This window comes from Bacillus sp. LJBS06, from assembly GCF_016924995.1.
Lineage (GTDB): Bacteria > Bacillota > Bacilli > Bacillales > Bacillaceae > Bacillus > Bacillus stercoris.
The window spans coordinates 2,218,667-2,241,194 of the sequence record NZ_CP070483.1 but is presented as its reverse complement, the minus strand read 5'-3'; the positions used below and the strand labels follow the sequence as shown (position 1 = coordinate 2,241,194).

Annotated in this window: 29 protein-coding genes and 1 pseudogene; 24 read left to right on the top strand and 6 right to left on the bottom strand. The window is 42.5% G+C overall.

Annotated elements, in window-relative coordinates:
• The first annotated feature begins 44 nt into the window (after window positions 1-44).
• The 6 genes from brxA (at window position 45) to JQX68_RS11145 (ending at window position 3,996) form a co-directional block, all read left to right on the top strand.
• Window positions 45-479, top strand: a complete 435-nt coding sequence (gene brxA / locus JQX68_RS11170; protein WP_040082838.1) for a bacilliredoxin BrxA — start codon at window positions 45-47, stop codon at window positions 477-479.
• 41 nt (window positions 480-520) lie between these two features.
• Window positions 521-1,303 (top strand): class I SAM-dependent methyltransferase, encoded by a 783-nt coding sequence (locus JQX68_RS11165; protein ID WP_147772147.1) that lies wholly within the window; start codon window positions 521-523, stop codon window positions 1,301-1,303.
• A 260-nt stretch (window positions 1,304-1,563) separates the two neighbouring features.
• Complete coding sequence (locus JQX68_RS11160; protein WP_009967559.1) at window positions 1,564-2,175, top strand: YpjP family protein; 612 nt, start codon at window positions 1,564-1,566, stop codon at window positions 2,173-2,175.
• 17 nt (window positions 2,176-2,192) lie between these two features.
• Complete coding sequence (locus tag JQX68_RS11155; protein WP_040082840.1) at window positions 2,193-2,726, top strand: phosphatidylglycerophosphatase A family protein; 534 nt, start codon at window positions 2,193-2,195, stop codon at window positions 2,724-2,726.
• 142 nt (window positions 2,727-2,868) lie between these two features.
• A complete protein-coding gene (gene dfrA / locus JQX68_RS11150; protein WP_147772146.1) occupies window positions 2,869-3,375 on the top strand; it encodes a dihydrofolate reductase DfrA in 507 nt (168 codons plus the stop codon).
• Window positions 3,376-3,996, top strand: a complete 621-nt coding sequence (locus JQX68_RS11145) for a lysophospholipid acyltransferase family protein (RefSeq protein ID WP_147772145.1) — start codon at window positions 3,376-3,378, stop codon at window positions 3,994-3,996.
• 32 nt (window positions 3,997-4,028) lie between these two features.
• On the opposite strand, the gene trhA is transcribed toward JQX68_RS11145, so the two are convergent.
• Both trhA and JQX68_RS11135 read right to left on the bottom strand, forming a co-directional pair.
• The gene (gene trhA, locus JQX68_RS11140) at window positions 4,029-4,670 is read right to left on the bottom strand and encodes a PAQR family membrane homeostasis protein TrhA (RefSeq protein WP_014664329.1); all 642 of its coding nucleotides are present in this window, start codon (window positions 4,668-4,670) and stop codon (window positions 4,029-4,031) included.
• A gap of 20 nt (window positions 4,671-4,690) precedes the next feature.
• On the bottom strand, window positions 4,691-5,686 hold the full coding sequence (locus JQX68_RS11135; protein ID WP_147772144.1) for a sigma 54-interacting transcriptional regulator: 996 nt from the start codon (window positions 5,684-5,686) through the stop codon (window positions 4,691-4,693).
• Window positions 5,687-5,934: 248 nt separating this feature from the next.
• On the opposite strand from JQX68_RS11135, the gene ilvA reads away from it, so the two are divergent.
• From ilvA to JQX68_RS11100, 7 genes are all read left to right on the top strand, one after another.
• Complete coding sequence (gene ilvA, locus JQX68_RS11130; protein WP_040082842.1) at window positions 5,935-7,203, top strand: threonine ammonia-lyase IlvA; 1,269 nt, start codon at window positions 5,935-5,937, stop codon at window positions 7,201-7,203.
• Between the two features lie 85 nt (window positions 7,204-7,288).
• Window positions 7,289-7,540, top strand: a complete 252-nt coding sequence (locus JQX68_RS11125; RefSeq protein ID WP_014664326.1) for a YpmP family protein — start codon at window positions 7,289-7,291, stop codon at window positions 7,538-7,540.
• Window positions 7,541-7,687: 147 nt separating this feature from the next.
• A complete protein-coding gene (locus JQX68_RS11120; protein WP_134975421.1) occupies window positions 7,688-8,269 on the top strand; it encodes an SCO family protein in 582 nt (193 codons plus the stop codon).
• A 77-nt stretch (window positions 8,270-8,346) separates the two neighbouring features.
• Window positions 8,347-9,114, top strand: coding sequence for an SGNH/GDSL hydrolase family protein (locus JQX68_RS11115; RefSeq protein ID WP_134975422.1), 768 nt, complete (start codon window positions 8,347-8,349; stop codon window positions 9,112-9,114).
• 9 nt (window positions 9,115-9,123) lie between these two features.
• Complete coding sequence (locus JQX68_RS11110; RefSeq protein ID WP_040082845.1) at window positions 9,124-9,687, top strand: YpmS family protein; 564 nt, start codon at window positions 9,124-9,126, stop codon at window positions 9,685-9,687.
• A 12-nt stretch (window positions 9,688-9,699) separates the two neighbouring features.
• Complete coding sequence (ypmT, locus tag JQX68_RS11105) at window positions 9,700-9,894, top strand: protein YpmT (protein ID WP_147772143.1); 195 nt, start codon at window positions 9,700-9,702, stop codon at window positions 9,892-9,894.
• A gap of 71 nt (window positions 9,895-9,965) precedes the next feature.
• Entirely contained in the window at window positions 9,966-11,303 is a 1,338-nt protein-coding gene (locus JQX68_RS11100) for an MATE family efflux transporter (protein WP_147772142.1), read from the top strand.
• 49 nt (window positions 11,304-11,352) lie between these two features.
• Here JQX68_RS11100 and JQX68_RS11095 read toward each other — a convergent pair whose 3' ends face one another.
• On the bottom strand, window positions 11,353-11,778 hold the full coding sequence (locus JQX68_RS11095) for a MarR family transcriptional regulator (protein ID WP_004398634.1): 426 nt from the start codon (window positions 11,776-11,778) through the stop codon (window positions 11,353-11,355).
• A 131-nt stretch (window positions 11,779-11,909) separates the two neighbouring features.
• Here JQX68_RS11095 and msrA point away from each other — a divergent pair, with 131 nt between their 5' ends.
• A complete protein-coding gene (msrA, locus tag JQX68_RS11090) occupies window positions 11,910-12,443 on the top strand; it encodes a peptide-methionine (S)-S-oxide reductase MsrA (RefSeq protein ID WP_014664320.1) in 534 nt (177 codons plus the stop codon).
• The gene (gene msrB / locus JQX68_RS11085) at window positions 12,444-12,878 is read left to right on the top strand and encodes a peptide-methionine (R)-S-oxide reductase MsrB (RefSeq protein ID WP_134975425.1); all 435 of its coding nucleotides are present in this window, start codon (window positions 12,444-12,446) and stop codon (window positions 12,876-12,878) included.
• 43 nt (window positions 12,879-12,921) lie between these two features.
• Here the strand turns inward: msrB and JQX68_RS11080 are convergent, their stop codons facing one another.
• The gene (locus JQX68_RS11080) at window positions 12,922-13,947 is read right to left on the bottom strand and encodes an SDR family NAD(P)-dependent oxidoreductase (RefSeq protein ID WP_014664318.1); all 1,026 of its coding nucleotides are present in this window, start codon (window positions 13,945-13,947) and stop codon (window positions 12,922-12,924) included.
• 343 nt (window positions 13,948-14,290) lie between these two features.
• On the opposite strand from JQX68_RS11080, the gene JQX68_RS11075 reads away from it, so the two are divergent.
• The gene (locus tag JQX68_RS11075; protein ID WP_136654119.1) at window positions 14,291-15,439 is read left to right on the top strand and encodes a phytase; all 1,149 of its coding nucleotides are present in this window, start codon (window positions 14,291-14,293) and stop codon (window positions 15,437-15,439) included.
• A gap of 74 nt (window positions 15,440-15,513) precedes the next feature.
• On the opposite strand, the gene cgeB is transcribed toward JQX68_RS11075, so the two are convergent.
• Window positions 15,514-16,467: a spore maturation protein CgeB gene (gene cgeB / locus JQX68_RS11070; protein ID WP_014664316.1), complete on the bottom strand. Its 954-nt coding sequence runs from the start codon at window positions 16,465-16,467 to the stop codon at window positions 15,514-15,516.
• Window positions 16,468-16,473: 6 nt separating this feature from the next.
• Window positions 16,474-16,875 (bottom strand): spore crust protein CgeA, encoded by a 402-nt coding sequence (gene cgeA, locus JQX68_RS11065; RefSeq protein WP_040082853.1) that lies wholly within the window; start codon window positions 16,873-16,875, stop codon window positions 16,474-16,476.
• Window positions 16,876-17,080: 205 nt separating this feature from the next.
• On the opposite strand from cgeA, the gene cgeC reads away from it, so the two are divergent.
• The 8 genes and pseudogenes from cgeC (at window position 17,081) to JQX68_RS11025 (ending at window position 22,528) form a co-directional block, all read left to right on the top strand.
• Entirely contained in the window at window positions 17,081-17,386 is a 306-nt protein-coding gene (gene cgeC / locus JQX68_RS11060) for a spore maturation protein CgeC (protein ID WP_014664314.1), read from the top strand.
• Window positions 17,387-17,449: 63 nt separating this feature from the next.
• On the top strand, window positions 17,450-18,730 hold the full coding sequence (gene cgeD, locus JQX68_RS11055) for a spore maturation glycosyltransferase CgeD (RefSeq protein ID WP_205440304.1): 1,281 nt from the start codon (window positions 17,450-17,452) through the stop codon (window positions 18,728-18,730).
• A gap of 28 nt (window positions 18,731-18,758) precedes the next feature.
• Entirely contained in the window at window positions 18,759-19,538 is a 780-nt protein-coding gene (gene cgeE / locus JQX68_RS11050; RefSeq protein ID WP_040082856.1) for a spore maturation N-acetyltransferase CgeE, read from the top strand.
• A 43-nt stretch (window positions 19,539-19,581) separates the two neighbouring features.
• The gene (locus JQX68_RS21975; RefSeq protein ID WP_370881202.1) at window positions 19,582-19,731 is read left to right on the top strand and encodes a YjcZ family sporulation protein; all 150 of its coding nucleotides are present in this window, start codon (window positions 19,582-19,584) and stop codon (window positions 19,729-19,731) included.
• Window positions 19,725-19,879: pseudogene (locus JQX68_RS11040) on the top strand (hypothetical protein). Before JQX68_RS21975 ends, JQX68_RS11040 begins: the two are co-directional and overlap by 7 nt.
• Window positions 19,860-21,194: an aspartate aminotransferase family protein gene (locus tag JQX68_RS11035; protein ID WP_205440303.1), complete on the top strand. Its 1,335-nt coding sequence runs from the start codon at window positions 19,860-19,862 to the stop codon at window positions 21,192-21,194. Before JQX68_RS11040 ends, JQX68_RS11035 begins: the two are co-directional and overlap by 20 nt.
• Window positions 21,195-21,200: 6 nt before the next feature.
• Entirely contained in the window at window positions 21,201-21,890 is a 690-nt protein-coding gene (locus tag JQX68_RS11030; protein ID WP_136654114.1) for a CoA transferase subunit A, read from the top strand.
• Window positions 21,875-22,528, top strand: coding sequence for a 3-oxoacid CoA-transferase subunit B (locus JQX68_RS11025; RefSeq protein WP_205440302.1), 654 nt, complete (start codon window positions 21,875-21,877; stop codon window positions 22,526-22,528). Before JQX68_RS11030 ends, JQX68_RS11025 begins: the two co-directional genes overlap by 16 nt.

Genomic DNA, 22,528 nt, shown 5'->3' with positions numbered 1-22,528 from the left:
GTATCCTTTACTTCAGATGAAGGATACTAGAGGGGGCTTTTTTTATGTCAATGGCTTATGAAGAATACATGCGTCAGCTTGTCGTACCGATGCGCCGCGAGCTGACTGGAGCAGGTTTTGAAGAGTTAACAACAGCGGAAGAAGTAGAAAACTTTATGGAAAAGGCAGAGGGCACAACTCTTGTAGTCGTTAACTCTGTATGCGGCTGCGCCGCAGGCCTTGCACGTCCTGCAGCAACACAGGCAGTTCTCCAGAATGACAAAACGCCTGACAATACGGTGACTGTATTTGCGGGCCAAGATAAAGACGCTACTGCAAAAATGCGTGAGTATTTTACTGGCCAAGAGCCTTCTTCACCGTCAATGGCTCTTTTGAAAGGCAAAGAAGTTGTACATTTTATTCCGCGTCATGAAATTGAAGGACACGACATGGAAGAAATTATGAAAAATCTGACTGCTGCCTTTGATGCACACTGCTAAGTGCCCGTTTTCCGGGCATTTTCTTTTTGGGAGTACAGAAGATGATAACAACAAGCTATAGACCGTCTGAACACACCATAAAAACTGCAAAGCGGCTATCTAAAGAGCTAAATATGCCATACTGCGGCCGAAATAAACAAACGGTTGAAAACCTGCTGAAGTCAGCTGAACGTGATTTGCTTGTGGTCGGCAAAGAGCGATTTGAGCTATTTACGAAACAAGGTGCCAAATTCTTTTTTCATCCGAATACCGCGATGTTCAGAGCCAAACGCTTCTTACGCGGTGAGCAAGAGCCGATGCTTCGGGCTGCCGGTTTATCGGAAGGGGATACGTTTTTAGATTGCACACTCGGGCTGGGGTCAGATGCCATTATTGCAAGTATGGCGGTAGGCGAAACGGGGTCTGTGGTTGGGATGGAAAAAAACCATCTTGTATCCGTTTTAGTGAGGACGGGGCTGCATTCATGGGAAACAGGTATAGAAGAGCTTCAAGCAGCGATGAGAAGAATCCAGGTAAAGAATGGTGATTGCTTAGAATACATCAAGCAGCTTCCTGACGGCTCTGTTGATGTGGTTTACTTCGATCCAATGTTTCATGAACCTGTAGAGACCTCTGACGGTATTGCGCCTTTACGCGATTTGGCTGAGGATTCCGTTTTGCACGAAGAGTGTATCAAGGAAGCGGTACGCATTGCCAGAAAAAGTGTTGTGCTAAAAGACCACTGGAAAAGCCCGCGGTTTGAACAGTTTGGTTTTCATGTCATAAAAAGAAAAACAGCACTGTTCCATTATGGTGTCATTCAGGCAAGTAAAGAAATCCCGTGATTCATACCACGGGATTTTCTGTTAATCGGTGACTTCCATGACGACAAAGTATAACAATGTCAAGAGTGAAACTGTGGCAAACAGAGCGTCAATCATGCGGAAAGCCTCCTTTCACAGAATATTGTAAGCGTTTTTACACAAAGTGCATAGCAACGAATCTCCTAATTTGTATATCAGTTTCATATAGTACATGACTTGAATGTTTTGGTTGTGCTAAAATAAGAGAAACATGACAATAAAATAGAGAGGAATAAGCAGTCATGAAATTGTGGATGAGAAAGACCCTTGTGGTTTTATTTACCATTGTGACGTTCGGGCTCGTATCTCCTCCGGCTGCTCTTATGGCGGACAAGCCTTCCGGACAGCCGAGCAGTCTTGAGCAGAATGATTACACCGCTTTTTATGATGAGCATGACCTGTACGATGATGAGTCGGATGACAGGCGAGATCCTGAACTGCTTTTTCAATCGTACAAGGAACAGCTCCTTGACAGTGCTGAGGATCAGTCCTTTTTAAAATTCGGCAGCAGAATCGCTCCGGTCATTGAAGATGATTATCGGAAAGAGATCCTGCCAAAAATCGAAAATGTGATTAGTGATTATTTAGCGACATTGCAAGATGATGAAGCGTACCAAGATGTTGTGATCTCAAGCATGCCTTCAGCAGGCAAAACGGAAAAAATATTCAACGTCTACAATCGGACAACTGGAGAAGATCTTCTGAGATTCCATGTGCGCAGAGACCATCCGCCTCATGACGGCTACTGGTTTAATTTTCATTATCATACAGCAGAAGATGGATTTCAATCACATCATGAGCTTGGGAGCATTTACTGGGACCGCAACACGCCTCCCAACTGGATGAGTGCCTAAAGGAGATGCCATTAGACATGAAAAAGTACACAATGAATGAAATGGTCAATATAACAAAAGATATGCTGAATAAACGGGGCGTTATGATAGAAGATATTGCACGCATTGTTCAAAAACTTCAGGAAAAATACAATCCAAACTTGCCGCTCAGTGTTTGCATGGAGAATGTAGAAAAAGTCTTGAACAAACGTGAAATTATTCATGCTGTTTTGACAGGACTTGCACTCGATCAGCTTGCAGAACAAAAGCTTCTCCCCGAACCGTTGCAGCATCTTGTTGAAACAGATGAACCGCTTTACGGCATAGATGAAATCATCCCGCTTTCAATCGTTAATGTGTATGGGTCGATCGGCTTGACCAATTTCGGTTATTTGGATAAAGAGAAGATTGGTATTATTAAGGAACTTGATGAAAGTCCAGACGGTATTCACACCTTTTTGGATGATATTGTGGCAGCTCTTGCTGCAGCAGCGGCGAGCAGAATTGCGCATACGCATCAGGATCTGCAAGATGAAGAAAAAGAACAGGATGAAAAGCCTGTCGTCAGCTGACTATAAAAAAATCATTTCTGGGTTCAGAAATGATTTTTTATTGTGTTACACTACAAGAAGACTACTTTTAAAGGATGAAAAAAATGAAACAGTATAAGGATTTATGCAGACATGTTTTAGAGCAAAAAGGGGCGGTCAGCGTATGATTTCATTTATTTTTGCGATGGATGCCAACAGGCTTATCGGCAAAGACAATGATTTGCCGTGGCATTTGCCCAATGATCTTGCATACTTTAAGAAAGTAACATCGGGCCATTCAATCATTATGGGCCGGAAAACATTTGAATCGATCGGACGTCCGCTTCCAAATCGGAAAAATATTGTCGTCACATCAGCGCCGGCTTCAGAATTTCCGGGATGCACGGTTGTCAGTTCGTTACAGGATGTACTGGATATTTGTTCAAGCTCTGAAGAATGCTTTGTGATCGGAGGGGCTCAGCTCTATACGGACCTGTTCCCTTATGCGGACAGACTGTATATGACGAAAATTCATCACGAGTTTGAAGGTGACCGTCACTTTCCTGAATTTGATGAAGGCGATTGGGAACTGATTTCTTCTGAGCAGGGGATCAAGGACGAAAAAAACCCGTATGATTACGAATTTCTCGTGTATGAAAAAAAGAATTCTTCTAAAGCGGGAGGATTTTAATTGGTTCGCTACAGCTTTCTAATGGTTTATATTGTGTATATGCTGTTGAAAAATATGAAACAATTATTTAATCAAACAATGCTCGACCCTCGTCTGTCATATAAAAAACAGATGACTCTTGTGTACGAACAGCCAAAGGCATTTTTGGAAGGCTGTATTGGCATCTCCGGTTCAGTTGTGACAATCCATCAGCCAGAGCCAATCCCACATGGTCCTGTTTTGTATGTGCACTCTCGTTTGCGCTTGGCTGAACTGGCCTTAATTGCTGGATATATTGAGGAACCGGCCGGCTTTATCGCCAACCCAAAAGTGTTCCGCTTGCCTTTTATCGGGCAATGGCTGGATCGGATGGATGTGATTTCAGACGGTCATTCAGAGAAGGTATATGAAAATGTGACAAAACAGCTGGAAAAGGGGCAAAGCTTGATTCTTTCACTAGATGGTTCTATTGATCCTGTAGAACTTGCAGCCCGCTATCAACTTCCGTTAGTGATGGTGGAAACGAAAGGAACAGAGCACCTGCAAAAGGGGTCGCTTTTTAAACGCTTAAAACCAGCCGACATTGAATTGTCATTTTCAAAAGCTTATATACCTGCCAATGAAAAACAATTACGTGCATAAAAAAGCGCAGTCGTTAAGACTGCGCTTTTTTGTTACGAAAGGAACGGTACCTTTACACAATAGAAAAGCACGCAGAAAAACATAGCAGCGCTCCCGCCCAATACGAAGCTGTGCCAAATGGCGTGATGGAAGGGAATTTTTTTCCAAATGTAAAAGATGGTTCCGACAGAGTATAGAATGCCGCCGAGAAAAAGAAGGCTGAATCCCGCTCCGCTCAGCGAAGCATATAAAGGTTTAACCGCAATAATCATCAGCCAGCCCATGATCAAGTACACTATGGTTGACAGTAGGATAAAGCGTTTCACGAAGAAAATTTTAAAGACAATTCCACCCAGGGCAAGTGACCATACGATAACCAGCAGGGTAAAGCCGAGTGTGCCTTTCAGCGGTCCGAGTAAAAAAGGCGTGTAGGTTCCTGCGATGAGTACGTAAATCGCGCTATGATCGATAATCTCCAAAATGTCCTTCGTCTTTTTATGTGTGATGCTGTGAAGCAGTGTAGAGCTCAAATATAACAGCAGCATAGAGACACCGAAAATCGTAAAGCTGACAATGTCCCAGGCAGACCCGTAATTAGCCGCGAATATGATTAAAAACACTAAAGCAGGGATGGATAAGAGTACACCAATGCCGTGTGTAATGGCATTGGCGATCTCTTCTTTCATTGTAAACAAGTGCATTCTCCTTTCGATCGCTAAATCATTTGATTTTTTAACGTCTCTATAAAGCGCAAGCCCTCAAAGGTAATTTTTGTGCCGGCGCGTCCGCGGCTTTTGGTGACATAGTCTTTTTTCTCCAAATAGTCGAGACGGCTTCTGACCTGCTGTGGCGTTAACGAGGTTTGGGTATTTTTGCTGTGTTCAGAAATGATCCGTCTGCTGGCAGGTTCTCCTTTTTCATTCAATACTTTTATTGTTTCCAAAATAAACAAAAACTCAGCTTTTTCCATTAAAGTCAGCAGCTTTGCTTTTTTCTTTAAGGTTTTTCCGTCTATCGCGCCTCTAATATATGGCGGCAGGTCATGTGGATGAATCGTTCCCCCGCTTGATACTGCCGCCATATAATCTGCAGCGTTTTTTAATTCCCTGACATTGCCTTCAAATGTATGCTGCTCAAGCACCGGAAAGACAGAGGGGTCGATTAACAATTGCTGCCCGGAATTTGAGAGGAAATATTGTGTCAAAAGCGGTATATCGCTTTTTCGTTCAGATAATTCGGGCAGTGTGAGCGTTAAAATGTTCAGCCTGTAAAATAAGTCTTGCCTGAAGGAATGTTCCACGGATCCGTCTGCAGAGGCACAGATCATTCGCGGCTTCTCCATGTCTGAATCAAACGCTTTTAACAGCTGAGCTTGTACAGAAGCCGGCATGCGCCATACTTCATCAAGAAAAAGGGTTCCTCGTGCCGTTTTGTGAAAAGCACCTGAGTTTCCGTTAGGACCAAAAAGCTCATGCATAAGGCTTTCTTCAGAATGCGTGCTGCAATTGACGCTTATAAACGGTTCATTGCTTCTCGAAGATTCCAAGTGTATGGCATATGCGAAATGATTTTTGCCTGTTCCGATTTTTCCTGTTATTAAGACAGGAAGCTCAGATAATGAGAACTGCTTGGCGATTCGCTTTGCTTCCAGGAAAGTTTGATGTTCTCCGATTAGTTGTTGAAAGGTATTGAGTTTTGGTGCGCTATTCATCAATTGGCTCCTTTTGGTTCTAATTGGTTTCATTATATCATGCCTTTTGGCTGAAAACACTCTTTATTTTACGATCATCTTTTTTCTTGAGTCTGCAGGATAATGGTTAAACAGAAGTTTCCACGAGATGTAGTGGACATAGTCTGTATTTTTTTAATTATTAAATAAAAATAATTGTCTTATTTTTTGAATATTCGTGTTATAATGGCATATTAAATAGGGATTTAAAACAAGAAAGGAATCTGTACATGAAACCGTTGTTGAAAGAAAACTCTCTCATCCAAGTGAAAGACATTTTGAAGGCTCATCAAAACGTAAAGGACGTTGTCATTCACACACCTTTGCAGAGGAATGACAGACTTTCTGAGAGATATGAATGCAATATCTATTTAAAACGTGAAGACTTGCAAGTTGTTAGATCTTTTAAGCTCAGAGGGGCTTATCATAAAATGAAACAGCTTTCCAGCGAGCAGACAGAAAACGGAGTGGTGTGTGCAAGCGCCGGAAACCACGCGCAAGGCGTGGCATTCTCGTGTAAACATCTTGGCATTCACGGAAAAATTTTTATGCCGTCTACTACACCGAGACAAAAAGTATCTCAAGTTGAACTATTCGGAAAAGGATTTATCGATATTATTTTGACAGGCGATACGTTTGATGACGCGTATAAAAGTGCCGTAGAGTGCTGTGAGGCGGAATCTCGGACGTTTATCCATCCGTTCGATGATCCGGATGTGATGGCCGGACAAGGAACGCTCGCAGTCGAGATTTTAAACGACATTGATGCAGAACCGCATTTTCTTTTTGCAAGTGTCGGAGGCGGCGGTCTTCTCTCAGGGGTAGGTACATATTTGAAAAATGTGTCTCCTGATACAAAGGTAATTGCTGTTGAGCCGGCGGGAGCGGCATCCTATTTTGAATCAAACAAATCTGGGCATGTCGTCACACTTGATAAAATTGATAAGTTTGTAGATGGGGCAGCAGTTAAAAAAATTGGAGAGGAAACCTTTCGGACGCTGGAATCTGTTGTTGATGACATTCTCCTTGTCCCTGAAGGAAAAGTATGTACATCCATTCTTGAATTGTATAACGAATGTGCGATTGTTGCTGAACCGGCCGGAGCTCTTTCTGTCTCAGCGCTTGATTTGTACAAGGATGAAATTAAAGGAAAAAATGTGGTGTGTGTGGTTAGCGGGGGAAATAATGATATAGGAAGAATGCAGGAAATGAAGGAGCGATCCTTGATTTTTGAAGGTCTTCAGCATTATTTTATCGTCAACTTTCCGCAAAGAGCGGGGGCACTCCGTGAATTTCTTGACGAAGTCCTAGGGCCGAATGATGACATTACAAGGTTTGAATATACGAAGAAAAATAACAAAAGCAACGGACCTGCTCTTGTTGGCATCGAGCTGCAGAACAAAGCCGATTATGGGCCGCTGATTGAACGGATGAACAAAAAACCGTTTCATTATGTAGAGGTCAATAAGGATGAAGACTTATTCCATCTGCTGATCTAATTTTTTTCGCAACCGCGCAAAATGACAGACAGCCAGGCTGGCATCATATATAATAGAAGAAAAACAAAAAAAGAGGATTGATAGCTTGTTACTCAAAAGCCTAGAGTTCAAACGCGGTGACGGGATTCAGGTGAAAGTGACAGAAATACCTGTATTAAAGGAAGATGAGCACTATTTCTTTATGTTACATCACCATTTGCAATTCTACTTAAAAGAAGTGTTTTCATCAAACAGCAGGACAAAAGTGTATTCTTTCCGACATTATATGAAGCGCCGGATGAAGTGGGCAGATTATCAGGCTGTTTTTCATCAAGAGGTGTTAAAGCACAACGCATAACATGCCGTTTTTTACCTGTATGTCCTCCTTTGTAATCGTTAATGGGGAGGCATGCAGGATTTTTTTTGCTCAGTATCGAATACAAATATGGGACAGTAAGGACAGGTTTTAGAAAGCGTTTTTATGCTGGCTGAAAGGATGAATGTCATGAAGGTTATCAAAGGTTTAATGGCTGGGCTGTTTTTTCTGCTTTTGTGTGCCTGCGGAGGACAGCAGATTAAAAATCCGCTCAATTACGAAGTGGAGCCTTTTACATTTCAAAACCAAGACGGCAAGAACGTTTCATTAGAGAGTTTAAAAGGAGAAGTATGGCTGGCGGATTTTATTTTTACCAATTGTGAAACTGTATGTCCGCCGATGACTGCTCATATGACCGATCTGCAAAAAAAACTGAAAGCCGAGAATATAGATGTCCGCATCGTATCATTTAGTGTTGATCCAGAAAACGATAAGCCGAAACAGCTGAAGAAATTTGCCGCAAATTATCCATTATCTTTTGATAACTGGGATTTTCTCACCGGATACAGCCAGAGTGAGATTGAGGAGTTCGCACTTAAGAGCTTTAAAGCGATCGTAAAGAAACCGGAGGGAGAGGACCAAGTCATTCATCAATCTTCTTTTTGGTTAGTAGGCCCGAACGGCAAGGTGCTGAAAGATTATAATGGAGTGGAAAATACACCGTACGATGAAATTATCGCCGATGTAAAATCAGCAGGCGCACTCAAGTAAGCTAGAAGACTAGGCATTTGCAAATCTTCTAAAACATGATACACTTTCCACTAGTAGAATGGGAAGGAGCAACAAGATTGAAGCTGCGCATTTTTTCAATCATGGCTGGTTTGATTTTGCTTCTTACTGCTTGTACGAGCATACGTACAGCATCTGAGGGAAAACAAAAAGATCATGAAACGAAAACGAAAGAGCACATTGTCATAGCGGCTGTCGGAGATTCGCTGACAGAAGGAGTTGGAGATCCCGATGGAAAGGGATATGTCGGCAAGGTGGCGGATTCTATCCGGTCAGATAAACAAGTCAAAACGGTTGACGTGAAAAATTATGCCGTAAAAGGGAACCGTTCGGATGATTTATTAGAAAAACTAAAAGATAAAAAGGTTCAAAAAGGCATAAAGGACGCAGATTATGTCTTTTTTACAATTGGCGGTAATGATTTGATGAAAGTCCTTCGCCAAAACTTCCTGCAATTAACCGTTGAACCGTTTCAGGAAGCGGAAAAACCGTACGAAAAGCGCTTTGAAAAAATCATTTCTGAAATTCGCAAGCTGAATGATCACGCTGAGCTGATTTATGTCAGCATGTACAATCCGTTTACGTTTACATTATCTGAACTAAATGAAATAAACGGTGTTGTCACGGATTGGAACCATATTGCTGAAAAAGAGCTGAAAAAGGATAAGCATGCGAAAATCATTTATATCGAAGATTTGTTCAACAAAAAAAGTGACAGCAGCCGAATTTCTGAGGAAGATGATTTTCATCCTAATGGTACGGGTTATTCTCTAATCGCGAAGCGCGTCTATCAATCCATAAAAAAAGAAGGATTACCGAAAGAGTAGGGTGACAGCATGAATAAGTGGAAACGACTGTTTTTTATATTGCTTGCAATCAATTTTATCCTCGCTGCCGGGTTTGTTACACTTGTTTTGCTCCCGGGAGAGCAAGCTCAGGTGAAGGATTCATCTGAGAGCGAGTATGGATTTCAAGTGACAAGCACAAAAGAATCATTAGCTGCGTTTGTTAACTCATATTTAAACGACAAGGCATCAAACAAGCTTGATTATAAAGTAGAGATTGATGATGATGTTCATGTCGCAGGGAAAATCAAGGCATTTTCTACCTCTATTGATGCTTTTATCGCTTTTGAACCGACCGTGAAAAAAAACGGTGATGTAGAGTTGAATGTTACGAAATTTTCGTTAGGGAAATTGAGTATACCGATTAGCTTTGTGTTAAATTATATGGACAGCTTTTATGAATTGCCGTCATTTGTCCACGTTCACCCCGGAGATAAAAGCATTGAAGTGCGTTTGTCAGAAATGCCTTTAACGAATGGTATGTATGTCAAAGCGGATAAAATAAATTTAGAAAATGATGAAATTGAATTTTCCTATTACCATCCTAAACAATAGAGGTGACTGAAAATGAAACAGGTTTACCAGTATTTCAGTTTATTATCCTTTACATTTTCCCTGTACTTCGGCTGGCTGGCTTATCATCATCTGGCCGCTGAAGACATGGATCAAATGTATTTGAATGTTTCCTATTGTGCCTTGTTCCTAAGTGTGATGGTGTTTACATTCGGTATGGGAGACCGGAAAAAAACCGATAAATCATGAAAAAAGAGACATGAAACAACGTCTCTTTTTTCGTGCGGTCCGAAGAAAATTTGAGAACACAAGGAGAAAAGATGAGAGCAAACGATTTTACACAGGGGAACGTGCTGAAACAGCTTGTACTGTTTTCAACGCCTATTATGCTCGGAAACGCATTGCAGGTTTCCTTTCAGTTTATAGACAGCTTGTGGATCGGCAATTTACTGGGGGCACAGGCTCTTGGGGCAGCTGCGGTATCAAGCACGATTGTTCTAACCGTGCTGTCTTTTATTTTGGGCCTTAACAATGCGACGTTAACCATTTTATCTCAGCAAAAAGGAAAAGATGATGTAAAGGGAATGACGTCGTATATTAACGCTTTTGTTGTTTTATTAACAGGCCTAAGCATCGGATTCGGCGCGGCCGGTTTTTTTCTGTCAGAGCTTTTGCTGCGTCTTCTAAAAACGCCGGAGTCAATGCTGCCGCTTGCTGAGACTTATTTACAGATTCAATTTATCGGCATTTTATTTTTATTTGGTTATAACTTTATCAGTACTGTGCTTCGGGCGCTGGGCGACAGCAAGACACCGCTCCGGTTTATTGCGTTTGCTGTTGTACTGAATACAGTGCTGGCGCCGCTCTTTATTTCTGTGTTTCGCATGGGAATAGCGGGTGCGGCTTATTCAACGATTTTGTCACAAGGCGTTGCGTTTCTGTATGGGTTGTTTTATGTCATCAAACACAAGCTTGTGCCATTCTCAATGCCGAGAGTGCCCAAGTGGGGAGAGTCCGCGTTGATTTTGAAACTAGGGATTCCGGCAGGTCTGCAGATGATGGTGATTACAGGCGGTATGATGGCGATTATGAGTGTTGTCAACTCATACGGGGAGCACGTGGTATCAGGTTTTGGCGCGGTCCAGCGGCTCGACAGCATCATCACGCTTCCAGCAATGGCTGCCGGTACGGCCGTCAACAGTATGGCAGGGCAAAATATCGGAATCGGAAACAATAAAAGAGTAGGAACGATTGCAAGGCTTGGTGTGCTGGCTGTTATTTCCTGCATGCTGGTGATTGCGGTTATGATTTGGGTGTTTGGTAAATACCTTATAAGGTTATTTATCAGCGAGCCTGATGCGGTCGCATTTGGTGAACAATATTTGCGGTGGATCGCGTTTTTCTACCCTTTTATTGGGATTAATTTCGTGCTGAACGGAATCGTAAGAGCCGCGGGAGCGATGCTGCAGGTGCTGGTTTTAAATTTGATCTCGTTTTGGGTGCTGCGATATCCTTTCACGGTTCTCTTTTCAGCTTGGCTTGGACAAAAAGGAATCGGGCTTGGAATCGGAATGAGTTTTTTATTTAGCAGCTGCGCGGCATTTTTGTATTACAGGTATGGCCGCTGGAAAACAATGAAGCTGTTCACTGAAAAATAAGTGAAGAACTGCGAAAAGCACATACCTATATAGCGGTATGTGCTTTTTTTTACCGTTTTTTATCAAGTTTGCTGAAGAGCTCGATTAAAGTGGCAAGTTCAGCATCAGTGTAACAGTCAAAGCGTTTAAAGAAATATTCCGTTTTTTTCTCGTTAAAGTGCTGAAGGACTTTTTCGCCAGCTTCAGTGATATGAATGCGAATGATACGTCTGTCTTCCTTCGATCTGATTCTCGTAATCCATTCCTTTTCTACCAGCGCATCAGTCACAGCCGTAATGTGGCTTGCCGATACCTCTAAAATAGGCGCAAATTCAGTGACTTTTTTAGGCCCTTGCTCACTGAGGATCCGAAGAATGGTGAATTCATTCCGCGACAGCTCTTTATCTAAAATTTCATTTATTTCATTGCGTATTTGTTTAAAGACTTTACGGAGTAAAGTTTCCATATCGTACATCATCTGTGTTCTTACTTTCAAATTTGTGAACCTCCATTACATAAGCATATTGCTTAAAACCTATAGATTTTATTGAAAAGCAGAATCATTTTCATTTTATTTTTACATGCTATAATATAATAATACCACGTATTAACAAAGGAGGCACCAGTATGTCTGAAAAAAAAGAAATCGCCACATTTGCAGGAGGCTGTTTTTGGTGTATGGTTAAACCTTTTGACGAACAGCCGGGAATTGAAAAAGTGGTGTCCGGGTATACAGGCGGCCATACTGAAAACCCTACGTATGAAGAGGTGTGCAGTGAAACGACAGGACATCGTGAAGCTGTTCAAATCACGTTTCATCCTGATGTATTCCCTTATGAAAAACTGCTTGAATTATTTTGGCAGCAAATCGATCCGACAGATGCCGGCGGACAGTTTGCTGATCGCGGCAGTTCCTACCGCGCAGCCATTTTTTATCATAATGATAAACAAAAGGAGCTTGCGGAAGCTTCCAAGCAACGTCTGGCGGAAAGCGGGATCTTTAAAGATCCGATTGTAACGGACATTTTAAAAGCTGAACCTTTCTATGAAGCGGAAGGCTACCATCAGCATTTTTATAAAAAGAATCCAGCACATTATCAGCGCTACCGGACAGGTTCCGGACGTGCCGGATTTATTAATGAGCATTGGGGAGATAAATAAATGGCGTACAATAAAGAAGAAAAATTGAAGTCATTAAATCGCATACAATATGAAGTAACGCAAAAGAACGGCACGGAGCCGCCGTTTCAAAATGAATATTGGGATCATAAGGAAGAAGGGCTTTATGTAGACATTGTATCAGGCAAGCCATTGTTTACATCCAAGGATAAATTTGATTCCCACTGCGGCTGGCCAAGCTTTACAAAACCGGTTGAAGAAGAAGAAGTGGAAGAAAAACTGGACACGACTCATGGCATGATTCGCACAGAAGTAAGAAGTCGAACTGCCGACTCTCATCTTGGCCATGTATTTAATGACGGACCGGGGCCAAACGGGCTTCGTTACTGCATAAATTCAGCAGCGCTGCGGTTTGTACCAAAGCATAAGCTGAAAGAGGAAGGATACGAAAGTTACCTGCATCTCTTTGATAAATAAAATATTAAAAACAGGCCTGCCTAATGGATAGACAGGCTTGTTTTTATGCCTTTTTCTCTTGATGCAAGTCTTCAATAATCTGGGCAATTCTTTCTTTCGTAATGAGCGGGGCCTGATCAGATTGATACCCAGGCAGATTGACTTTGCGAAAGTCAGGATGTTTTTCAGGCTCTGGAAGGATCGCATAAAGGTTGCCCCATTCATACAGTGATTCAATTTCATGCGGGGATGTTAATTCTTCGTGAAGCTTTTCACCTGGACGCTTGCCGACTTCTACTGCAGCCGGCCGCGGGAGCCCGTGCTGCGATGCATATTCTTCAAATCCATGAATCAGTTCTTCAAGTTTCAGTGATTCCATTTTAAAAATAAAGGTTTCTCCGCCTTTTGTAATCGCAGCTGATTGCAAAGTCAATGTAGCTGCATCGTCTATTGACATGAAAAATCTGGTCATGTTCTTGTCTGTGATAGTCAGAGGCTGACCCTCCATCATCTGTTCAAATAATATAGGGATGACCGAACCCCTGGAGCCCAGAACATTTCCGAAGCGGACCGAACAAAACACGGTTCCTTTGTTTTGAACGTGGCGGTTTGCTTGATGAAACAGCTTTTCAGATAACAGCTTGGTGGCACCCATTGTGTTCACAGGAGATACAGCTTTATCTGTACTGATATTAATGACATGCTGCACTCGGTGTAAAAGGGCAGCTTCCACCACATTTTGTCCGCCGATGAGATTGGTCTGGATCGCTTCAAATGGATGATCCTCACATGTCGGAACCTGTTTTAGCGCAGCCGCGTGAAAGACGATATCGACGCCTTTCATCACCTGATTCACCCTTCTGTGATCGCGCACATCTCCGAGTACAAATAATAGCCGCTTATCCTCCGCATACTTTTGGCTCATGACATACTGTTTACTATCGTCTTTGCTGAATACAATCACTTGTTTAGGTGTAAGCAGCAAAAGGCGTTTGACAATTTGACTCCCGATTGAACCTGTTCCGCCAGTGACTAAAACTGTTTTGTTATGAAAAAATGGTTTTAGTTCTGCTGTTTGCTGTTTAGGCATGGCTTATCCTCCAACTCTCGTTTCTCTACCATGCATCATATGTTCAACTTTATAATCGAATTAATGAAAGCAACCAATAAAACAAAATTTAGGGGAATGATCATGTCACAACGTGTTCTTTTTTAATAGAAAATGATGAAACTAAATAAACAATGTACTAAATATTCATTATGTTTTTATTTCGCACCTCAAAAACAAAGCTGACAAAGTCATCTCACGTACCTCTTTAGGGAAAGTTGTTTATGAGCCAGAAACCCTATAAAAAAAAGTTCATTTTCCTCACGGTAAATACTTGTATATATTTTACAATAAGGATGATAGTGAAAAAAGAGGAGGGTACCAAATGAAGGTTTCAAAAACAATGCTGCTAAGCACCGCCGCGGGTTTATTGCTTAGCCTGACAGCAAACTCGGTGTCGGCTCATGATGTGAGTGAGGAACATCATTTCAAAGTGACTGCGCAAACGGAGACAGATCCGGTCGCTTCTGGCGATGACGCAGCTGATGATCCGGCTATTTGGGTACATGAGAAACATCCGGAAAAAAGCAAATTAATTACGACAAATAAGAAATCAGGGCTCGTCGTGTATGATTTAGATGGAAAGCAGCTTCATTCTTATGAATTTGGCAAGCTCAATAATGTCGATCTGCGCTATGATTTTCCATTGAAAGGTGAAAAAATTGATATTGCTGCCGCATCCAACAGGTCTGAAGGAAAAAATACAATTGAAGTATATGCAATAGACGGGGATAAAGGAAAATTGAAAAGCATTACAGATCCGAAACATCCTATTTCCACTGGTATTTCTGAGGTTTACGGATTCAGCCTGTATCACAGCCAGAAAACAGGAGCATTTTACGCATTAGTGACAGGCAAACAAGGGGAATTTGAGCAATATGAAATTGTTGATGGTGGAAATGGTTTTGTAACAGGAAAAAAAGTGCGTGAATTTAAGTTGAATACTCAGACTGAAGGGCTTGTTGCGGATGACGAGTACGGAAATCTATACATAGCAGAGGAAGATGAGGCCATCTGGAAATTTAACGCTGAGCCAGGCGGAGGATCAAAGGGACAGGTTGTTGACCGTGCGACAGGAGAACATTTGACAGCTGATATTGAAGGACTGACAATCTATTATGCACCAAATGGCAAAGGATATCTCATGGCCTCAAGTCAAGGAAATAACAGCTATGCAATGTATGAACGGCAGGGGAAAAATCGCTATGTGGCCAACTTTGAAATTACAGATGGAGAGAAGATAGACGGTACTAGTGACACGGATGGTATTGATGTTCTCGGTTTCGGGCTTGGTCCAAAATATCCGTATGGGATTTTTGTGGCGCAGGACGGTGAAAATATAGATAATGGACAAGCAGTCAATCAAAACTTCAAAATTGTATCGTGGGAACAAATTGCACAGCATCTCGGCGGGATGCCTGATCTTCATAAACAGGTGAACCCGAGGAAGCTGAAAGACCGTTCTGACGGCTAGAAAAGAAAGAAAGCAGCTGAACAAGCTGCTTTTTTCTGTGAATGAAAAAATCGTTCATAGCAATGAACGATTTTTCAAGAAAGCGCCAGATGAATCGCCTTTAGTGTTGCGGGAAGCTCATCAAACGTAAATGCAGGTACGGTCTCATTATAATTGGCTGCTGCAGCTTTATGCCGTTCTTCAGGGTTTTTGATATAGAAAGCGGTTTTTTCCTTAAAGTCGTCCATGCCGTGATAAGAAATAAAGGATGAAAAAGGATGGGCCGCGGGTAAATCGGTTAATTGAAATGCTTCGCATGCAGCGATATCAAACGTTCGGTTATTAAAACTGGCATTTTTGATGCGCATAGTATTTTGGTTGAAAGCAAAATGATAGGGCCGATGCGCATTGATTACGATATCTGCTCCGTTATAATAATGAACGGCCTGTTCGGGTGGAACCCATGTGCTGACGACATCAATGTGCGGCTGTTTGAGCACTTTTTTAGGCAGATATTTTCTCCATTCCTTGCCGATTACCCGAACCGTGAAAGGCAGATGGACCGCTTCTTTCATAAGCTGAACCCGATTAGGGTAAGGATAGCCGATGATTAACAGATTTGAATGATAGGAATGTTCGGTGCCCATTTTTTTAAACAGCCGATGGTTAACTGGTATCGGAACATAATAGACGTTCTGGTAGCCGAGCTCTTGATAATAGAAAGCGGCATTTTGTTCAATCGTTAATATGGCGTCAGCAAGCTTAATTACCTGTAGGCTGATATCAATATAAAATGGGTCTTCGGTCAGCCAAACATACACGGGGATATCCTTACCCTTTAACCAGGTCAGCCAGTCGTGAGGAACGCGGTCTCCAACCATTATAAGTGCGAAGTCCGGCTGAAACGCTTCGATCTTCACCAAATATTCTGCTTCAGGTTTATCTGCAATCATATACTCTGTATGAGTGTTCTGAAAACATTCTTCAGCCCAGCGATCAAAATAACTGTATATGCCTCCGTATCCCGACTGGATATACAAGACTTTCATCGGATGTTATGAAAAGAACGTAACGCTTTCTACTTTGTCTACATCAATTAATGTTGTAGCTTGACCTGCCGGAGTGACGGAGCTTTCCTGTGTTACAAAGACGATACCGTGAACTTGATCGAAAGCAACGAAAACAACCGGCCCGATCATGTCACCTGAATCAGTCACAATGCTGATTGTCGTGCCTGGCGTAATTCTGGCAAAAATCCATCTTGCCGGAAGGGAAGGGTCTAAAATAGATTCTGCCGTAACCGTTTCACTTTCATCTACTTTTTGATCGATGGCAGCTTCAAGCAAGGCTTTAAGATTACTTTCCATGTTTTCTCCTCCTTCTGTTGCAGTTGGAAATAAAGGACTTAAAACGGTTTTAATTAAATCCTTTTTTAACTGTGCATTTTCAGAGCTCATTACACACACCTCCTATTCGATAGTGAACTCACGTTAATCTATTCTTCTGGCTGTTGTTTGGTATGAGTCGAACGCCGTACCAGACCTATTTTTCATGTATTTAAGGAAAATGCTGATTTTTTAATGGAGTGGACATAGCCCTATACCATACATCAAAGTCGCTCATATTGTGAAACAGAGTAAAGGGATAAGGGAGAGGGATTATTTGGATTTAGAGAAACAAGTGGATCGAGAAGAAAACCAAGATGAACTGCATTTTATTTTGCTTTTGCTGATTCTGCTTATTCGTCAATCATCTACTGAAGGAAATCCATCTGATCTCAGACGCCAGCTCGTTTTTGCAAAGGAGCTGGGCGTACCGGTTTCAAAAGTTCATTTGATCAACGGAGATACGCTTCAGAATGTCATCGTAAAAGAAGTACTGACTGATTTGGTTATTTTTCAAAACCCGTTAAATAACACGAGATCTCATGTGTCACTCTCAAGTGTTGTAAGCTGGGGTGCTTTTTAAATGATGACAGAGGCTCTGCTTGCTGCGGAGCCGTTTTTATGTTTGACGGCGGGGGCGGTATAGATGGGAGAGAAAGTGTCTATTATTTTAACAAGTTACAACAAACCTAAATATTTGCAAAAAGCGATCGAAAGTGTGATTCAGCAAACGCATGATCTTTGGGAGCTTTTTATTATGGATGATCATTCGAATGAAGAAACAACTGCGGTGATTCACAAGTATCTCCATGACCGGCGCATTCAATATCATAACAGTTTCGTGCAACCTGCAGATCGATTAAAAACAGCCCGTTATGCCACATTAATTAACAGTGCGCTCCCATTTGCAGACGGTGATTACATTTCCTATCTTACTGATGACACTGTTTATCATCCCGAGCGGCTGAGCCGTATGGTGCAAGAATTTTCACATCAGCCTGAAGCGCAGGTTGTCTATTCAAAACAAAAAGTTGTACATGTAAACGAAAGGGGAGAGGAAATCTCACATTTCTACAGAAATGCCAATGCAGTGCTAGAGCAGGCGGCTTTTCATGTTGATCATTGTTCAGTAATGCATCGCCGTTCGCTACTTAATCTCATTCACTATAAATATGGAGGCTATTGGGATGATGATATGAAGCATTGGAATCATGGCGACGCAATTTTTTGGGCGAGACTCAACAACTTTACCCCATTTCTGCCGATAAATGAAGTATTAGATACAACTTATAAAACCCCAGATTCATTTCAAAATGCATATCGGTTTCTGCCCGCCGATTTGATTGACGGCTCTTTTGTGAAAGGTTCAGATCAAACTGTGTATTTTCTTGATCAGGGTGTACGGCACCCTGTCGGGGAAAAGTGGAGTTTTTGGTATCTAAATCGGACTGTCGCTGTTCCAGACCCATATTTATTCCAATATAGGATGGGGAAAATTTTAAACATTCCGAATTATATTTTATTAAAGGAAGCTGACCATCCTGCCATATTTTATATCGAAGCCGGAAAAAAAAGGCGCATTGTGGACCAGTATGCGTTTCAATTTTATCAATTTCAAAGAAAAGACATATTGACAGTTGGAAAAGAGGAGCTGGAGGCGCTTTTGGAAGGACCGCCGATTATGTGGAAACGATCTGAATTGATCAAAAATCCGCCTGGCCGAAGACTGTTTTTCATCGATCGCGAGCCGTTTTTGTTTCTAAACGGCTTCTTTCACCCAATTAGTGAACAAGTAGCAAGGAAGTTTTTTTTACATCAGAAGCCAATCTCCGCTTCTTTCCGAAATATTCAGCAATTTCCAATTGGAAAGCCGTTTTATCCGGTGTACGATGAGATTATAAAGAAATTGAACATTGCAACAGAGTAAAGGGATAGGTCATAAAAAGGAGACGTTCATGACAGGACATTATGCAAAAACGGAACATCAATATATATTGTTAACGTCTGAATCGACATCGTTTGATCATTACAGCGTATACAGAGATCCTCAGCTTCCGCAAATTTTTTCTCATAATTTTGTTCAGCTCCATGATACGTTTCCATTGGAGCGGTTATTGAATTTTTTGCCCTCCGTACCAAAGCTGCTTGAAGCGAATTATCTCCATTTAAAAGCATCGCCGCAGCATGTTTTTCCGCTCGGTTTGAAGCAGTCGCTTGTAAAAAGCGGTTTTGTCGTCGAGGATGAGCTGCTATATGACATGAAGCTTAGTGACTGGAAGGGACAGATGGGACATCCTTTAACCGCATGGGGGACGGCAAAGAGCCTTAGCGACGGATCTTCTATTATGAAAATTTACGATTCCATTTATATTGGAGAAGCGATCGCCGAACAAAAATTAAATAGAAAATATCCTTTCTACGAAGCGGGTACAATCATTCTTGTTGTTTGTTATAGCGACCAGGCACAGAAAATTCCCATTGGGTGCGGAGAGCTGTTTATCGATCAGCAAGAGAAAACAGCTAAAATCGAAGAAGTGGCAATTTTAGATCAGTTTCAAAGGAGGGGCTACGGCAGTATCTTAGTGCAAGAAATGCTGTCCATCGCCAAATCACTAGGAATGGAAGCAGCCTACTTAGTCGCTACAAGCACAGACGGTGCAACCCATTTTTACGAAAAGCTGACATTTAAAAAATATGAGCGGGTGCATACTGTTTTTCATTATTTCCTTACATGAAATAGGCGTTTGCACAAACCATTTGGGACTTGGCCCGCATAAAATGCCGTATATCGTGATAAGAAAGGATGAAAACAGCATGTATGGATACCCTGGATACGGTTACGGATTTGGCTGCGGGACAAATACATTTGTATTGATTGTCGTCTTGTTCATTTTATTAATTATTGTCGGAGCCGCTTTTATTTGCTAGATGCTGAAATTCAAAAAGAGCCTTCCCCTTCAGGGAGGCTCTTTTTATGTGAAAAAGTTTTTGCTGGGAACGTCATGCCGCCATTTGGACACTCATACAATATGTTAAAAGGGTTTTGAGGTGGGAGCATGAGCAGTTATTTGATTAAGCCGGAGCTTAGCTCGGTCTATCCGGTTGTCGGTTATGCGAGGGGTTCATATGTTTATGATCAGACCGGAAAAAAATATCTTGACGGCTCGTCAGGTGCGGTGACATGTAATATCGGCCACGGAGTTCGTGATGTGACTGAGAAGCTGAAAGAACAGCTTGATCAGGTGTCTTTTGCTTACCGCTCACAGTTTACGAGCGAGCCCGCCGAGCAATTAGCCGCTCTCTTGGCACGGGAGCTGCCGGGAGATGTGAATTGGTCTTTTTTTGTCAACAGCGGATCAGAAGCGATAGAAACAGCGATGAAAATCGCCATTCAGTATTGGCAGGAAAAAAAGCAAACACAAAAATCCATCTTTTTGTCTCGGTGGAGCAGTTACCACGGAATAACTTTGGGAGCGCTTTCATTATCTGGTTTTTATGAAAGGAGATACCGGTTCACCCATCTCATAGAGCGGTATCCAGCTATCTCAGCTCCACACCTTTATCGGCTGAATCAAGAGAAGGCAGAAAATTTTGTTCAGTCTGCAGCTGATGAATTGGACACTGCGATCAAGAGAATCGGAAGCCAATTCATCGCCGGCTTTGTGGCTGAGCCAATTATTGGTGCTGCAGGAGCAGCGATTACTCCGCCTCCGGGATATTATGAGAAATTAAGCGAGGTATGCCGCACACACGACGTGCTTTTTATTGCAGACGAAGTCATGACAGGGCTTGGGAGAACAGGAAGGATGCTTGCGACAGAGCATTGGCACACCATTCCTGATATTGCTGTACTGGGCAAGGGTCTCGGTGCGGGGTATGCCCCTATTGCTGCTGCTGTTGTATCTGATTCTATTGTTGAAACGATTAAACAAGGATCAGGTGTGATTATGAGCGGCCACACATATAGTGCACATCCCTATTCAGCCAAAGCTGCTCTTGAAGTTTTGCGGTATGTGTTAAAGCACGGCTTGATCAAACAATCAGAAATAAAAGGAGCTGTGCTGAGGAAGAAGCTTGAAGAGGCGGCGTCTCAAAGCGGCATCATAGGTGATGTGCGCGGAAAGGGTCTGCTATTAGGCATTGAATTTGTGGCAGACAAGAAAACGAAGAAAGTGTTTCCGCCAGAACAGGCGGTAACCCAGCTTATTGTCAGCGAGGCGAAAAAACGCGGGCTGATTGTTTATCCTTCCAAAGCTGGGATAGACAGCGGAGAAGGAGATGCTGTCATTATTGCCCCTCCTTTTACCATTTCTGACGGTGAAGTTGAAGAGCTTATCTCTATTTTTTTAGAAACAGTTGCAGCGGTCGAAAAAAACTTAAAAAAGGATTGACATCAAATGGCGCCATTTCAAAAAGCAATCAGCATTGAAACAGCAATTGCAGATGTTCAGGACGGATCGGTTCTGATGTTTGGCGGTTTTGGAGGAGTCGGGTCGCCTCCTTCATTGATTGAGGCTATTTTGGACAGCGGTGTAACGGATTTAACTGTTATTTGCAATGACGCCGGTTTCCCGGAGATAGGGATCGGCCCGCTTATTGTTAATCAACGGGTCAAAACCCTGATCGCCTCGCATATCGGTTCCAATCCTGTAGCGGGGAAACAGATGACAGACGGGACATTAGAAGTTCAATTTTCACCTCAGGGAACGCTTGCGGAGCGGATTCGCGCCGGCGGAGCAGGACTTGGCGGTATTTTAAGCGATATCGGCATTGATAATCAAATGGTTTGCGAGGAAAAGGACATCGTAACTGTGGCGGGAAAACGATATTTGATAGAAGAAGCGCTGACGGCTGATTTTGCTTTCATCAATGCGTGCATTGCCGATGAATTCGGCAATCTAACGTATGACAAAACCGCGCGCAATATGAATCCGTTAATGGCAATGGCCGCCAGGAGAACCTTTGCCGAAGCTGGGCGTATCGTCCCGATGGGAGAGATTTCTGAAGAAATGATTGTCACACCGGGGGTTTTTGTCGAGGGGGTTGTACGAAGTGAAGGAGTGAAGTGGAAATGGGCTTGGGAGTAGCAGAAAGAGAACAAATCGCAAAACGGGCTGCTGCTGAAATTAAGCAGGGCATGATTGTGAATCTCGGCATCGGCATCCCATCCTTGGTCCCTAACTTTTTGCCAACTGACATGCAGGTCATGTTTCAAGCCGAAAACGGTGTCCTTGGCATTGGAGAAAGTCCTGAAAAGGGAGAAGAGGATGCGCATTTATGCAACGCTGCGGGATATCCTGTCCGGGCTGTAAAAGGGGCTTCCTATTTTGATACTACGATGTCTTTTGCAATGATCAGAAGAGGCAAAATTGACATTACCATCTTAGGCGCCCTGCAGGTGAGCCAAACAGGCGATTTGGCAAATTGGCTTGTTCCGGGAAAAAAGGTGCCGGGTATGGGCGGGGCGATGGAGCTTGCCCAAAAAGCGAAAAAAGTGGTTGTTGTCATGAGTCATACAGATCAAAAGGGTAGGCCTAAATTAACAGAAAGATGTACGCTGCCGTTAACTGCCGCAGGCTGTGTGGATTTGATTATTACCGAAAAAGCGGTTCTTGAGGTCGATGGCCATCACTTTATTTTAAAAGAGCTGATGAATGGCTCGACAATCGAAGAGGTGACGAGGCTGACAGAGGCTGAAATCAAAATAGATATGCCTTTTTCTTAA